The sequence below is a fragment of the Pseudomonas sp. KCJK9000 genome (assembly GCF_046230725.1).
Taxonomy (GTDB): Bacteria; Pseudomonadota; Gammaproteobacteria; order Pseudomonadales; family Pseudomonadaceae; genus Aquipseudomonas; species Aquipseudomonas promysalinigenes.
In genome coordinates this window covers 35,379-50,373 of the sequence record NZ_JBJJLN010000014.1, presented here as the reverse complement: position 1 = coordinate 50,373, position 14,995 = coordinate 35,379, and the positions used below count along the sequence as shown (strand labels likewise).

13 protein-coding genes are annotated in these 14,995 nt (G+C 62.0%); 5 read left to right on the top strand and 8 right to left on the bottom strand.

Translation table 11 applies throughout. The features are described 5' to 3' along the window. Nucleotides 1-114: 114 nt before the first annotated feature. From ACK59H_RS08950 to ACK59H_RS08915, 8 genes are all read right to left on the bottom strand, one after another. Nucleotides 115-1,485, bottom strand: a complete 1,371-nt coding sequence (locus ACK59H_RS08950) for an oligosaccharide flippase family protein (protein WP_060478038.1) — start codon at nt 1,483-1,485, stop codon at nt 115-117. 123 nt (nt 1,486-1,608) lie between these two features. After that, on the bottom strand, nt 1,609-2,973 hold the full coding sequence (locus tag ACK59H_RS08945) for an ATP-binding protein (RefSeq protein WP_060477973.1): 1,365 nt from the start codon (nt 2,971-2,973) through the stop codon (nt 1,609-1,611). Beyond that, the gene (locus ACK59H_RS08940) at nt 2,970-3,632 is read right to left on the bottom strand and encodes a response regulator (protein ID WP_060477974.1); all 663 of its coding nucleotides are present in this window, start codon (nt 3,630-3,632) and stop codon (nt 2,970-2,972) included. Before ACK59H_RS08940 ends, ACK59H_RS08945 begins: the two co-directional genes overlap by 4 nt. 2 nt (nt 3,633-3,634) lie before the next feature. Further along, the gene (locus tag ACK59H_RS08935) at nt 3,635-4,276 is read right to left on the bottom strand and encodes a tetratricopeptide repeat protein (protein WP_060477975.1); all 642 of its coding nucleotides are present in this window, start codon (nt 4,274-4,276) and stop codon (nt 3,635-3,637) included. Beyond that, nucleotides 4,273-5,079, bottom strand: coding sequence for an SDR family oxidoreductase (locus ACK59H_RS08930; RefSeq protein ID WP_060477976.1), 807 nt, complete (start codon nt 5,077-5,079; stop codon nt 4,273-4,275). Before ACK59H_RS08930 ends, ACK59H_RS08935 begins: the two co-directional genes overlap by 4 nt. Next, nucleotides 5,066-5,746 (bottom strand): TenA family transcriptional regulator, encoded by a 681-nt coding sequence (locus tag ACK59H_RS08925; protein ID WP_060477977.1) that lies wholly within the window; start codon nt 5,744-5,746, stop codon nt 5,066-5,068. The genes ACK59H_RS08930 and ACK59H_RS08925 overlap by 14 nt, the downstream gene beginning before the upstream one ends. Nucleotides 5,747-5,754: 8 nt before the next feature. Then, nucleotides 5,755-7,218: an AMP-binding protein gene (locus tag ACK59H_RS08920; protein WP_060477978.1), complete on the bottom strand. Its 1,464-nt coding sequence runs from the start codon at nt 7,216-7,218 to the stop codon at nt 5,755-5,757. Beyond that, nucleotides 7,208-7,885, bottom strand: coding sequence for a thermostable hemolysin (locus tag ACK59H_RS08915; RefSeq protein WP_060477979.1), 678 nt, complete (start codon nt 7,883-7,885; stop codon nt 7,208-7,210). Before ACK59H_RS08915 ends, ACK59H_RS08920 begins: the two co-directional genes overlap by 11 nt. Before the next feature lie 140 nt (nt 7,886-8,025). Here ACK59H_RS08915 and ACK59H_RS08910 point away from each other — a divergent pair, with 140 nt between their 5' ends. The 5 genes from ACK59H_RS08910 to ACK59H_RS08890 all read left to right on the top strand — a co-directional run bounded on the left by ACK59H_RS08910 (nt 8,026) and on the right by ACK59H_RS08890 (nt 14,979). After that, nucleotides 8,026-9,372 (top strand): chloride channel protein, encoded by a 1,347-nt coding sequence (locus ACK59H_RS08910; RefSeq protein WP_060477980.1) that lies wholly within the window; start codon nt 8,026-8,028, stop codon nt 9,370-9,372. 75 nt (nt 9,373-9,447) lie between these two features. Then, nucleotides 9,448-10,947 (top strand): sensor domain-containing diguanylate cyclase, encoded by a 1,500-nt coding sequence (locus tag ACK59H_RS08905; RefSeq protein ID WP_081016632.1) that lies wholly within the window; start codon nt 9,448-9,450, stop codon nt 10,945-10,947. Nucleotides 10,948-10,976: 29 nt separating this feature from the next. Next, nucleotides 10,977-12,236, top strand: a complete 1,260-nt coding sequence (locus ACK59H_RS08900) for an MFS transporter (RefSeq protein WP_060477981.1) — start codon at nt 10,977-10,979, stop codon at nt 12,234-12,236. 129 nt (nt 12,237-12,365) lie between these two features. Further along, complete coding sequence (locus tag ACK59H_RS08895; RefSeq protein WP_060477982.1) at nt 12,366-12,755, top strand: DUF2946 family protein; 390 nt, start codon at nt 12,366-12,368, stop codon at nt 12,753-12,755. 70 nt (nt 12,756-12,825) lie between these two features. Beyond that, nucleotides 12,826-14,979 (top strand): TonB-dependent receptor, encoded by a 2,154-nt coding sequence (locus ACK59H_RS08890; RefSeq protein ID WP_060477983.1) that lies wholly within the window; start codon nt 12,826-12,828, stop codon nt 14,977-14,979. The last annotated feature ends 16 nt before the right edge of the window (nt 14,980-14,995 follow it).

The window sequence follows — 14,995 nt, the reverse complement described above, 5'->3', positions numbered from 1 at the left end:
GCCAGTTGAAAGGAGCGACACCTTAGCAACCGCTTATGAACACCGCGTGACGGCCCGCGGCGATTAAACAGGCCCCTGGCGCCTACCCGTTCACCGCGGCTGCAAGCCGCCCGCTCAGGCGAGCAGCTGGCTGATCAACTGGCCGAACAAGGCACCCACCAGCATGACAGGCAGCACCGCCAATTCACGCTTGATGCTCAACATGCCCAATTGGTGGCTGACCTTGAAGATCAAAAACAGCGTGAAGAAGGTATGCAGCGCCACCCCCCAGAGCGCGTAATTCACCCCGCCGATGGCCAACAACAACGGCATCAGGGTGAACAACGCTACCAGCCGAATGATATTGTCCATTGCCAAGTATTTGGTCAGCCCCAATGCCAGCCATATCTGGTGGGTGAGGCCGTAGCGCAGGGTGAATAGCGACAATGACAGTACAGCCATCATATGCCCTGCATCGTGATACCGGTCGTCATACAGCCAATGGATGATCAGTGGGCTGGCAGTGAACAAGAAGCCGCAGGTGAACAGCGTCAGTACATCGAACATCAGCCGGAAGCGAAAATACAGGCGACGCAGGCGGTCCATGTCGCCACTGCGAGCCGCTTCGCTGAAGGCCGGCAACACCACTGCACCGGCCAGCCGCTGCAGGCTGAGCTGAAAGGCTCCGAGAATGCTCACGGCAATCGAGTAGACCCCTAGCTGCGCCACCGTCATGCTGCCACCGAACCAGATCCGGTCACCTTGCATGGCCAGTACGCCGACAGCGGACGATAGAAATACCCAACGGCCGTAATTGACGATCTCACGCAGTGCTGCAGGGTCCCATTGCGGGCGGTCTTTGTGCCCCGGAAAAATCCAATGGCTCAGTACCGTGGTCACCAAGGTGGAAACCAGGCCGGCAGCCACCAGCGCCCAGATGGAGCGCGTCAGGTAGCCGATGATCAGCATCACCAGCAGGCCGGCAATTTGCGACACAAGGTCGACCAGGACCACTTTCTTCTGCTGGAAGGCGCGGATGGCCACATCGATCTTGGTCGACTGGAAGGCGAAGATGATTGCGAAAAAGCCAGTAACGGCCAACACCCCAGGCAACTGCGGGTCGGCGTAGGTCGAGTGCGCCGGCCACATTTGATAGAGCTGAGAAGCCCAGCACGCTACCGCCACCAGTTGCATCACCACAAACAAACCCAGGCCGCGAATGATCTGCAGCGACCAGATGGTATTGAGGAACAGCGGGTCGTCACCGCGCGGGCTCTGAATGATGTTTTGCTTCAGGCCTACGTCCGACAGCAGCAACAAGACCACCGAGACAGTAGTGGCAATGGCCATGATGCCGAACATTTCTGGCAGCAACATGCGGGTGATGATCAGGTTGCCGCCCAGGCGAATCACCTGAGAGGCGACAATGGAGCCGATATTCAACGCCCCGGCCAACAACACGCGTTTGCGAAGGCTTTGCGAGGACGACAGATCGATCGTAGACATGGCACCCACTGACCTGGTTTTAAGAAGTCACTATAGTCTCAATTCGCCATGTTGCTGATTGCTTCACCCAGTCACGGACACTCAAGCGGCTCCCGCGCACCCCGAGCATCATCGCCGCAGCGCTCAATCCAACGGCAGCAGCACACTGGCAGCCAGCCCGCCGCTTGGGCGGTTATCCAGGCGCACCTGACCGCCAAGGCGGTCAACGATGGTCGCGACGATCGACAGCCCAAGCCCTGCACCATTGGGGCTGTTGCGACTGTAGAAGCGTTCGAACACTCGAGAAAGGCTGGCTTGATCGATACCCGGCCCTTCGTCCTCGACCATCAGTTCGAAGGCGCTGTCGCGCCGGCGCAATGACACGATGATGCGCCCTGCCGGTGGTGAATGTTCAACCGCATTGGACACTAGGTTCTGCAGCGCAATACCCAAGGCGCCGGCATCGATTGCCAAGTGATGCTCACCTTCATCGATGTCCAGCGAGGGCTCAAGGCCGCGGTCAAGTATCCACGGGGTCAGGTCAGCCAAGGTATCGGTGACCACTTCGGCCAGGTCTACCCGAGCGCTTGCCCGTAAACCAGGGCGCGGCTCGACACGCGCCAGGGTTAGCAATTGGTTGACCACCCGAGTCAGCCGGTCGACGCCCCCGATCAGAAAACCCAGCGCTTTGTGCCGCTCGGCCTCATTGCCGGCCGCCAGTGCATTCTGGGCATGCAGACGCAGTACGGCCAACGGGGTGCGCATTTCGTGGGCAGCGTCGGCGATGAAGCGGTGCTCACGGCGCAGCAAGTCATCGATCTGGGCCAGCAAGCGATTGATCGCGGCCTGCATGGGCTCGAGCTCTGAGGGCAACGGTACCAACTGCAACGGTTCGAGGGATTCGGCATGACGGTTGCGAATCACCGTGGCCATGTTCTGCAACGGCCGTAGCCCCCAGCCGATCGCCACCCAAACCAAAAGCGCCAACGCCAGGCTGCCGAGCAGGAACGGGAACAGCGTGTGCCGAACGATACGATCGATCAGGTCGTAGCGTACGTCATTGCGCTCGCCCACCCAGATGACCCAGTGCTTTTCCGGTACCGGTAGGACGAAGCCACGCCAGCGTTCGCCGGCGCTGATGAAATCGTAGAAACCAGGGGCCGATGGCGGTGGGTCAAGGGTCGGTGCACTGGCGGTATGGACCAAGCGACCGACACCGTCTTGCCACACCTGAAAGGCCAGCTTGCTTTCGTAAGGGTGCCCCACCTGCCCTCGCCCAGCCTTGCTCAACGCGGCGTTGAAAGCCTCGTATAGCGCTTGGCGCGAGCTGTCCTGCACCGGCATGCTCATCACACCCTGGAGCAAGCGTGCATTCTGGGCGAGGTGAGCGTCGTACACCTCGTTAATTTCCCGGCGGCTGTCGTGGTAGTTGTACAGCGCCAGCAGGCCGGTACCCAGCAGCAGTAGCAACATCACGCGCCACAGTGTGCGCTGGCGCAACGAACTCATGCCTTGGCCTCGACCAGGTAGCCGATACCGCGCACGGTGCGGATCAGCCCGTTGAACAGCTTCTTGCGCAAGTGGTAGATATTGACCTCCAGGGTATTGCTTTCAGGCTCTTCGTCCCAACCATACAGCAACTGTGTCAGGCGCTCGCGGGTGAACACCTTGCCCGGTTGCGCCAGCAGCTCGTGCAACAATACATACTCCTTCGGCGTGAGCACCACTTCAGCGCCGTTGTAGTGCACCTGCTGCGTGGCAGGGTCGAGGCTGACCCCGGCATGTTCGATCAGAACCCTGGCACGCCCGGCGCTACGCCGCAGCAAGGCACGCAAACGTGCCTTCAACTCGTTGACGTCGAAGGGCTTGACCAGGTAGTCGTCAGCGCCAGCATCCAGGCCATTGATACGATCGTCCAGGGCATCCCGGGCGGTGAGGATGAGCACTGGCAGCGAATTGCCGCCAGCGCGCACCCGCCGCAGTAGCTCGATACCATCCATGCGGGGCAACCCAAGGTCGAGAATCACCAGGTCAAAGGCCTCATGCTGCAGTGCATGCAAACCACTGACACCGTCGCGCAGCCAGTCGAGGGTGTAACCCTCCTGGCGTAACCCGTCGCAGATTCCTTCACCCAGTGCGATGTCATCCTCAACCAGCAGCAGCCGCATAGTCAGTCCTGTTTGTCCTTGATGGCCTTGAGTAAAGCATCGATATCGGCGCGGCGACCCTGGTCTGCCAGCTCACGCCCTGGCCGAGGTGGGGCCTGCAAGGCTTTTTGCAGGGCAGCGGTAGCCTCAGGGTAGTGTTTCTGCCGGTACAGATGATCCGCCCAGAAGTAATTACTGTCGATGCCATTGGGGTTTATTTGCAGGGCTTTGCGCAACAAGGCATCTGCCTTGTCGGCATCGCCGAAACCGATAGGCCAGCCAGGCACTTGGTCATACAGCGTGCCCAGGCTGGTGTAAGCCGAGCCCTGCAAGGCATTGGGGTCCAGTTTCATGGCCTGCTCCAGGCTGGCCTTGGCGGCCTTGACCTTGCCCAGTGCCCCAAGGCCACCCGTTGCACCTGCCCAACTGCTATTGATGATCCCCTCCCAGATCAGCGGTTCTGGCGTGCCCGGGTACTGACGTACGAACACGGCAGCATCGCCAGCCAGTTTCTCGAATGCATCGGCACGCTTTTCTTTGGGCAGTTGATACTGAATCTGCGCCCAACGCTGCTGCAAATCGCTCAGGTGCTGACTACCCGCCTGGTCCAATGCCCAGGTAAAGGGGGCGAATGCCAGCAAGCTGGCCACCAACAGACGCTTCATTTGATCGACTCCTTCGAGTGGCTACCAATATAACGACGAATGACCGGCAGTTGTTTGCGCAGGGCGCGGTCGACCACCCCTGGCAACATGCCGTTGATGCGCACGAACAGCTTTTCCGGCCACCCCAGGTACAGCTCGCTACGTTCAGACTGCACCGCTTCGAGCACCGCCCGCGCAACATCCGCCGGATCATCCATGCCGACCTTCAGCGCTTGGTTCAGCGCTGTCGCAGCACTGCTGTTCATCGAGGTACGGGTTGCCCGAGGGGCGGCATACAGAACATCGACCGTGGTGTCGGCCAGCTCGCGGCGCAGCGCCTCTGAGAACCCGCGCAAGGCAAACTTGCTGGCACAGTAGGTGGCATAACCGGGATAGCCGATCGAGCCATAGGTCGAGCCAACATTGACCACCAGTGCTTTGGGCTGGGCACGCAAAAGCGGTAGGCACGCGCGCGTGAGCTGCAACGGCGCCTTCAGGTTGATGTCCAGCAACTCATCGAGCGCGTGCTCGTCCAACTGGTCTAGCAGCGCGAAGCGGTTCACCCCGGCCGCATTGATCAATACGTTGACATTACCCATCTCGCGGGCGCGGGCTATCACCTCACCGCGGCCGGCGGCACAACGCAGGTCGGCTTCTTGCCAACGCAGGCGACCGGGGTAGCGCTTCATCAGGCCTGCAAGCTCGCCGATGTGCCGACTGACCGCCAGCACCTGAGCGCCCGCAGCACACAACTGCTCGGCCAATTCCAACCCGATGCCACCACTGGCGCCGGTAAGGACCACTACGGACTCAGGCAATCGCATGGCGCACCTCTTGCTGCCCGGCTCGCGGCAAACCCTGGAACATATCGGTGTACAAGCGATAGACGATTTTGGCGGCGTGGATAACCGCCTGTTGGTCTGCGCGGTCTTCGAGGCGATCCATCAGTTGCTTGTAAGTCACCATGTGATCCTGGTCGAGCGCACCGTGCGAGCTGAGGTAACTGAACGCCTGGTTAGGCAGCGCCAAGGTGCTCTGGATAGTACCTGCGGCCTGGGTGGCCAGGGCGATGCTGGTGCCTTCGAGCACATTGACCATGCCGAACAGCCCGACCGGGTTGCCCCGGGCGATCAAGTCGTACAAGTAGGCGACCATCAGTTCGATCGGCATCGCCGGACGGCCATCACGCACCGCCTCCCAGTCACCGCCACAGGCTTTGATGTCATTGAGAATCCACTGCTCATGGCCGTACTCTTCCTCTATGTACTCGCACACCGCGCCGCGCAGCCATTCCAGCCGCGACGGCAAGCGCGCACCACAGGCCATCATCAGCGGCACGGTGTGACGAACGTGGTAGTAGGCCTGGGTCAGGAAGGCGATGTAACTGTCCAGGCTGACCTTGCCAGCCAGGGCATCACGGATGACCGGTACGGCGAACAACGCCTGACGCTCTTGGGCCGTTTGAGTTTGCAGCGTGTCGAAAAAGGACATGGCGTACCTCACTTGAGAGGGTCGGATAACAGGGTTTGGTAACGCTTGAAGATCGCCTGGCGTCGCGGGCGTCCGTTGGCGGTCAAGGTTTCGTCTTGCTGGCTCAGGGGCGCCGGCAAGCGGTGCCAGGCATGCACCTGGGCGTAATCAGGCAGTTGCGCGTTGCAACGCTGCACGGCTTGGTCAATGGCAAGATCACTGAGGTTAGGGTCCAGCGGCCACAGCAGTGCCACGTTGCGCGGCAAGGCTTCGCCATGCACGAACGCCTGAGCGATCACACCGCCCTGGGTCAACTCGGACTCGACCCATTCTGGGTTGACGTTGCGCCCGAAGCTGGTGATGAACTGGTGCTTCTTGCGCCCATCGAGGTATAGATAGCCGTCTGCGTCCAGGTGCCCGAGATCGCCGGTGGCCCACCATGCCTGAGTGACAGGGGCGTCTTCCAGGTAACCCAGCAAGGTCGAGCCGGCAACCAGCACCTCACCATCCTCGGCAATGCGCACTTGAACATGGGGCAGTGGTTTGCCGACGCTGCCAGGGCGCATCGCCCCCGGACGGTTCAACGCCACGACAGAAGCGCATTCGGACAACCCATAGCCCTCGAACACCGGCAAGCCCACCGCCTGCGCCCGCGCCAGCAAGCTGGGCGAGACCCGCGCCCCTCCCACCGCAACGAAGCGCAACTGGCCTACCTGCATCAGCCCGCGTTCGATGGCCGTGACCACCCCCAGCAGCAGCTGCGGTACCAGGATCAAGCTCTGTGCGCCACTGAGGGCAATGGCGCCCAGAAGGCGCTTGAAATCCACTTGGCTGGCACCGCCCATGCCTAGCTGCTCCTGCGGGTAAAGCTGCACACAGGCCCCAGCCATGAGCGCGGCGTACACACCCAGGTTTTCCAACAACACCCCCAGAGGCAGTACCGCCAGGTACCGTTGTGGGGAAGTGGGACGGCTGGCAGCTTCCAGCTCCCGTGCTACTCGCAATAGGCTGCCCGCGCTCAGGCACACCCCTTTCGGGCTGCCGGTACTGCCAGAGGTGTAGGTAACCTTGGCGGTGCCGACCGGTAAAGCAACCCGGCTCGAAGCCTCCCGGACCCAAAACTCGCCTTGCTCTACAAAGCCCTTGCCCGCCAATTGCGCCGCCCACCGCGGCGTACACAACACAACCGATGCACCGCTTTGGTTGATGCAGTGGTCGAACTGGGCGGCGCTGAAGAACGACGGCACGATCACGCAAGGGCGTTCAGCGAACAGCGCGGCCAAGTCCCAGAACAACAGATCTGGGCCGTTGTCCAGTGCCAACACCAAGGCACCTGCCGGTTGCCCATGCATGGCATGGGTGCGCAGCCCGACTTCGCCGAGCAACTGCTGATAGGTATAGCGGTGCGTTTGGCCTTGCACCGCCACCGCCTCGACATGATCGGCTGCATATTCGCCCAACCGTTGCCGAAATTGCTGCAACTCATGCGGCATGGCCTGCCTCCTCGGCACGGGCGGGAAAGCCCAGGCGTTGGAACACGCCGGCTCGGCTCAAGGCATCGTAGCCGTAGCCGATATTGCCGGCGAACACCTGGGGGTGTTGGTCGTAATAGGTACCCCATTGATCGACCTGCCCCTGCAGGCGCTCGGGGTCGGCCGGGGCCAATACCGTCGGCACCAGCCCCAGCCGCTGGAAACTGTTGATCAGCGTGGCGGCGCCGGTGAAGGCCACCCATTGCAAGCCGCGCGCAGCCAGCAACCAGGTCACGGCAATGATCATGATGCGTGCGCTACCGGCGCTGAGCGATGCCAGGTTGCCGACCTCGACCATGCCAGTGCGGGGCAGCTCGGTGCCGGCTATGCGAGACACCTGCACCTCCAGCGGCTGGTCAAGATACCGCTCGAGAAACAACGGGCCCTGCGCGGCCAGGCGCACGCCAGCGGCGGCTACCAGTTGCCCGTGGCTATCGTGCAAGGCCAGCAGTTCGGGCAGGTAATGCTGCACGTCAGCGTGGTGCGCTGTGGCAAAGCATTGGTGGATGAAGTGCTCCAGGCCTGGGCGGCCAGGGTCTCCAACAGAGTGAAGCGATAAGCGGGCATGGTGATCGGAATGGGTACCGATCGCTAACGGGAGCAGGCTGCTCCATTGAATCTGGCTCATGAAAATCCCCCAACTGGGTGCGATGGGAGGATTATCTGGGGCGAATCTGAAGGGAATCTGAAGTCGGCGAAAACAGCTGCAGGTGGGATCGAACGGTGAAATCGACCATACTTCAGCCTTCAAACCAATCTGTGCGTCCGATGCCTCAACTCACGCCCTCCCCGCTACCCTCATCCTGGGCCCAAACGACCTGGCGAGCCTGGCGTCAACGTCTGGCGTTCTGGATCGGTGCATTGCTGGTTGGGCTGACGGCCCTGGCGTTCGCCTGGCTGGCCGACGCTGCATTCGCATCGTTCAAACAACTGCTGGAATGGGCTCCCTGGTCCCCACTGGTGGTCACCCCTGCGGGGTTTGCCTTGCTCGCATGGCTGACCCACCGCTGGTTCGAGAATGCCAAAGGCAGCGGTATCCCGCAGGTCATTGCGGCGCTGGAGTTGCCCTCCGGTCGGTTGCGAGCGCGCTTGCTGTCACTGCCTGTGGCGGGCGCGCGCATGTTACTGACCCTTGGCGCGCTGACAGTCGGTGGTTCGGTAGGCAGAGAGGGCCCGACCGTGCATATCGGCGCTGCCGTGCTCTATGCCTTTGGCCGCCGCCTTGGGCTGCATGGGCGGCGCACCCTGGCTGGCCTGATCCTGGCGGGTGGCGCTGCGGGCATCGCGGCCGCGTTCAACACGCCATTGGCCGGGGTCGTGTTTGCCATCGAAGAACTCAGCCGGACCTTCGAACAACGCTTCAGCGGGCTGGTGCTCACGGCAGTACTGATCGGCGGCATCGTGACCCTAGGGGTGTTGGGCCAATATGCCTATTTCGGCCAGATCGGCGGGCGCCTGCCCATCGGTTGGGGGTGGATCGTGGTCCCTGCGTGCGCGGTATTGGGAGGCGTTCTGGGTGGGTTGTACGCCAAGCTGGTGCTGCCATCCAACAAGGGCATCCTGGGCCGTATGTGTGCACTGCGCGGGCGCTATCCAGTGCGCTTCGCTGCCGTTTGCGGGCTGGTGCTGGCTGTACTCGGCGTGATCTCGGGCAACCATGTATTCGGTACAGGGTATGAAGAAACCCGCAGACTGCTCGAAGCGCAACCTATTACCGACCCTACGTTTCTGCTCTGGAAATTCCTGGCCAATGTCGCGTCTTACCTTGCCGGCATCCCCGGCGGCCTGTTTTCACCGTCACTGAGTATCGGGGCGGCCTTCGCACCGCTGCTGGGCTTGCTCCCTGACGTCGACCCGCAGGCGTGTGCGCTATTGGGGATGGGCGCCTACCTGGCCGGTGTGACCCGTTCACCGCTGACCGCTTCGGTGATCGTGCTCGAACTCACCCACAGCCCGGACTTGGCAATCCCGATGTTGGCGACCACGCTGTTGGCAACCGGTATTTCAGGCTGGATATCGCCGGTTTCGTTGTATCACGCACTGGCACACAGCGTCATCGATAGGTTGCAGGCACCCGAACCCTCCACGGGGGCTGAAGCGATAAACCGTAACTAGTTGCACAACGGGCGGATTGGGCGCTCAAATATAGCAATGCGCCACCCCTGAAATGGACTTACATCAGGAATCACCGTGAAGCGAGATATTCACCTAGTCGTTCTGCTGTTGTCAGTGATTGGTTGTTCCCTCGCTTCATTGACCTTATGGAAGGTCGTCGCTTCGCGAGAGCGAGCATTGGAGGAAGCCAACGTCCATGCTCTGAACTTGACCCAGGCCCTTTCCACCTATGCAGACGGTATCGTGCGGCAAAGCTCGGTGATCCTGCTAGGCCTGGTCGAGCGCCTGGAAACCGAAGGTAGCGGCCCCCAACAAATCGAGCGGCTCCGGCAACTGGTAGTCAGCCAGCAGCCACTGATGCCACAGTTGAGCGGCATTACCGTTTACGGTCGCGACGGCAGTTGGCTCATGGCCTCCAATCGCCCCATTCCGGCAGGCGCCAACAGCAGCGACCGAGCCTATTTCATCCACCACCGCGACGACCCCTCGCGCGAGCCATTCATCGGCATGCCGATTCGCAGCCGCTCCAACCATGAGTGGGTGATCACCATCAGCCGGCGCTTCGACGATGCCCATGGGCAGTTCGCCGGGGTCGTGGCGGTGACCCTGGGGGTTGAGAACTTCCTGCGCCTGTTCGGCCAAATCAACGTGGGCCAGGACGGTGCCATTGGGCTAACCCATACCGATGGTGCGCTACTGGTGCGCTACCCCTTCCGCGAGCAGGACATGGGCCGCAACTTTTCACGCTCGCCCCTGTACGCCAAATACCTGGTGGACCGTTCCGTCGGCACGGCGTCATACAACTCCAGCCTGGACGGCGTTGCCCGCTTGTATGCGTTTCGCAAGAGCGATAGCCAGCCGCTGGTGACCACCGTGGCACTGGGCAAGGACGAGTCACTGGCCGGGTGGCGGTTGGAAACTGAGCTGTCAGTACTGGTGGTGTGCGGGTTGCTAGGGCTGACGGGGGGCATCGGCGGGTTGCTGATCCGGGCAATGCGCCGGCGCAGTGAGGCCGAAAGCGAATTGCTCATCACCCAGCAGCGCCTGCTCGACTCCAATCAACAGCTGGAGCGCCTGGCCAAACACGATGCCCTGACTGGGGTGGCCAACCGGCGCTTTTTCGACGAAACCCTGGCCAAGGAAACCAGCAGGGTACAACGCAGCCATGCAAGCCTGGCCTTGCTGATGATCGATATCGATTACTTCAAGCGCTACAACGATAGCCTCGGCCATCCAGCAGGTGATGTGTGCCTCAAGCGTGTGGCCACGACGCTGGCCGGCTGCTTGCGCCGGCCCAATGACCTGCTTGCACGGTATGGCGGCGAAGAACTGGCCGCCATACTGCCCGATACAGACTGCGCGGGCGCAACCATGATTGCCAAAGGCATGCTTGAACGCCTGGCGCTGGAACCTATCGCTCACCCGGACAGTCCTTTCTCACAGGTGACCGTGAGTATCGGTATAGCCTGCATCAGCGCAAGCCAGCCAGACCTGGTGTCATCGCTGTTGGAAAGGGCTGATCGCGCGCTCTATGTCGCCAAGCAGGAAGGTCGCAACCGGCTGCACGTCGGTTAAGCCCGGCACGTTAGTCAAACACGGTGCGTATGCCCGATCGAGGCGCAGACTTGGACGCTATTAAGCAAAGTGCCGCGCACAGCCGCGCACTCGACTGGCTGAACTTTTTCCTGGCCGATGTACGCGATGGGTTAGGGCCGTACTTGGCCATCTATCTGCTCGCCGTACACCAGTGGCAGCCGGCGAGCATCGGCTTGGTGATGACCCTGGCCGGGGTGACAGCGCTGGTGGCGCAAACGCCAGCTGGCGCACTGATCGACCGCACCCGGGCCAAGCGCGCGGTGATCGTCATCGCTGCCTTGCTAGTGACCGGTAGCTGCCTGCTGCTTCCGTTCATGGCATCGTTCACCTTGGTGGCGTTAACCCAGACCGTCAGCGCCCTGGCCGGTTCGGTATTCGCCCCCGCGATTGCGGCCATCACGCTGGGCATCACTGGGCCCAAGGCATTCACCCGTCGTTTCGGGCGCAACGAAACCTTCAACCACGCTGGCAATGCCTGTTCGGCACTGCTGGCTGGCGGGCTTGCGTATCTGTTCGGGCCGGTCGTGGTGTTCTACCTCATGGCAGTGATGACGGTCATGAGTATCATCGCCGTCGCCAGGGTGCCCGCTGACGCCATCGATCATCAGCAGGCACGGGGCTTGAGCGACGCGGCCCATGGCCACGATCAGCCCGCTGGCCTCAGGGTGCTGCTGCACAACCGCACCTTGCTGCTGTTCGCCGTGTGCTGCGCACTGTTCCACTTGGCCAATGCCGCCATGTTGCCTCTGGTCAGTCAGAAGCTTTCGCAGATCGACCTGCGTCTGGCTACGCCCCTAACCTCGGCCTGTATCGTTGCCGCGCAACTGGTGATGGTGCCGATGGCAATGCTGGTCGGCAACAAGGCCGAGCAGTGGGGTCGCAAACCCTTCCTGGTGGCTGGCTTTTTCGTGCTTGCACTGCGCGGGGCGCTGTATGTGCTGTCAGACAACCCCTTCTGGTTGGTGGGTGTGCAATTGCTCGATGGCGTGGGTGCCGGCATTTTCGGCGCGCTGTTCCCCATCGTAGTGAAGGATCTGACGGCAGGCACTGGCCGCTTCAATGTCAGCCTGGGCGCGCTGACTACCGCCTTTGGCCTGGGCGCGGCGTTGAGCCCTGGCATAGCCGGGCTGGTGGTTCAGGCGGCAGGTTACGATGCCGCATTCCTGACCTTGGCCGCTATCGCCACGGCAGCTTGGCTGTTGGTGTGGCTAGCACTGCCAGAAACCGCCCCTCAGATGGACCGGACGCTGGAGTACGCCGAAAGCTGAAGGGCCAGCGCGCAAAACTGCAGTGCTACACCCCTGGCGAGTGAGTCCTTGCACGCGCACACTTTTCAGAGACTGCAAAACCTGTAGAATCCGTGGCCGATTGCCCTGACCAATGCCTGAGCTTTGCCCATGACGCTGGCCCGCCACACACATTCGAAAGTCGCCTGGGTGCTGTATTTCAGCATCCTGTTCGGCTCGTTGTTGTGTGCCATGGGGCATGGCCAAATGGCCGGTTTGCGCCTGGCCGGCCTGAACGACGCCGCCTGGTGCGGGGCGCATAGCAGCGGCACAGGCAGTGCCAACCAGGACGTCGCCGACCCTGTGCTGCCGACCGGCGCCGACTGCGTAATCGCCAGCCTGTTCAGCGCTACGCTGCTGGCCGTGTTCTTCGGCCTACTGGCCTTGCTCGGCAGCGAACCACGTACCTTCCTACCCAGGCAACCCACGCCACGTCTGCCCAAACAACGCTGGCCAAGGGTCAATCCACGCGCCTCGCCTGCCTCGCTTCTTGTGCTCTGACATCGCCACGCCTTGATGCCGTCTGATCGGCTAACGGCGTGCGCTCACCCTTTCAGCCAGGAAGCCTTGCATGTTCCGCATGACCACTTTGGCGCTGCTCGTTGGCAGCGCAACCTGTGCCTGGGCGCAGGACAACACCCTCACCCTGCCCGCCAGCGACGTTACCGCCAGCGCCGAGCCGCCCAATCAAGCAACCCGCCTGGACCTTGACCGTCCGATCGGCAGCGGCTCGAACCTGAACCTCAGCGCCCGCGAGAACCCGGCCTCGGTCAGTGTCGCCGACCGTGACACCATGGAGCGCATCGGCGCGCGTAACTTTCAGGACGCGGCCAACGCCCTGCCCGGCGTAAACGCCTCGGCACCGCCCGGCTGGGGTGGCTACGTAGCGTACCGAGGCTTCAATGGCGCGCAGATCAGCCAGCTGTTCAATGGCATCAACCTGCAATACGGCGCCGCCGCACGCCCGGTAGGTGCCTGGATCTATGACCGGGTCGAACTGCTCGGCGGGCCTTCGTCATTCCTCAACGGCAGTGGCGCAGTAGGTGGCAGCCTCAACGTCATCACCAAGCTGGCCAGCCGCGATCAAGACAGCTTCGAAGGACGCATCAGCTACGGCCGCTACGACACGATGGAAACATCGGTCGGGGTCAATCAGGCGCTCAATACCGGCGACGGCCCACGCCACTATGCTCGGCTCGACTATAGCCGCACCAGCAGCAATGGCTATATCGACCGGCAGGCGAACGGAGCCGGTAACCTGGCCTTCTCGTTGCTGAGCGACATCAATGACCAGCTATCCCACACCCTGGCCATCGAATACCTGGAAGAGAAAGAAGACAGCCCATACTGGGGCACGCCGGTGCTGCAACCATTGGCGGGCACACTGCATATCGACAAACACAACCGGTTCAACAACTACAACGTCAAGGATGGTCGCTACGAGCAGCGCACCCGCTGGCTGCGCTCGATCACCGACTATCGCTTCGACGACAACACGCAGTTGCGCAATACCTTCTACCACTACAACGGCCAGCGCGATTACCGCAACCTCGAGGTGTATCGCTACAACGCCGACAACAGCGCCATCGCCCGCTCCGGTGGCTACCGCCAGCGCCACGACCAGGAAGTCAACGGCGACAAGGTCGAGCTGACCCATCAGAGCCAGCTGCTGGGCATGGCCAGCGACTGGGCGTTGGGCATGGACTACAGCACCAACCAGCAGACCAATTACCCGCTGTCCAAGGGTGCGTTCGATACCGTTGACCCCAATGGCTTCGCACCCGGCCACTTCCTCGACATTCCTGGCATGGGCGCCCCCATGAGCAAAGGCCGCAGCAGCACTACCAACACCACTTCGGCCTTCGTCGAGAACCGCACTCGCCTGACCGACCAACTGTCGTTGGTCACTGCGCTGCGCTACGACCACATCGATTTCGACGTGGTCGACCACGTGGCGCGAGCCAAACTGGACCGGCGCTGGGACGCCATAACCGGGCGCTTGGGCCTGGTCTACGACCTGACCGCCAACGTCAGCCTGTATACCCAGTACAGCACCTCGGCCGAGCCGCCGGGAGGCACCCTGACCAGTGCGTCGATCAGCCAGGTCGGTGACTTCGACCTCAGCACCGGGCGGCAGGTCGAAGTGGGCAGCAAGTTCGACTTCCTCGACGGACGCGGCAGCGCTACCGCGGCGGCTTACCGGATCGTGCGCAAGAACATCTCGGTGCCCTCCTCGACCGTGCCCAACACCACCGAGCAAGCTGGCCAGCAGACCTCCACCGGTATCGAACTGGCGGCCTCGTTCAAGGTAACGCCCAAGTTGCTGGCGGCAGGCAACTTCAGTTGGGTGAACGCCGAATACGATGAATTCAACGAGACCATCAGTGGTGTGGTGTATTCGCGCAAAGGCAAGACGCCGGTGAACATCCCTGACCGGGTAGCCAACCTGTGGTTGAGCTACGACCTGGCACCCGGTTGGCAGCTCGGCGCCGACGCCCGCTACGTATCGTCGGTGTACGCCAACACCGCCAATACCGCGTGGGTACCGTCATATACCGTCTACGGGCTGTCCATGACCCACGACCTGGACCAGCACGTGCAGCTCAGCGCCCGCCTGCGCAACCTCACCGACGAGGTCTACGCCCGTTTCATCCACCAGACCAATACCCAGTACTACCTGGGTGAACCACGCAGCCTGGAAGTTGCTGTGCAGTGGCGCTACTAAGGCGGCGCAGCCTCTG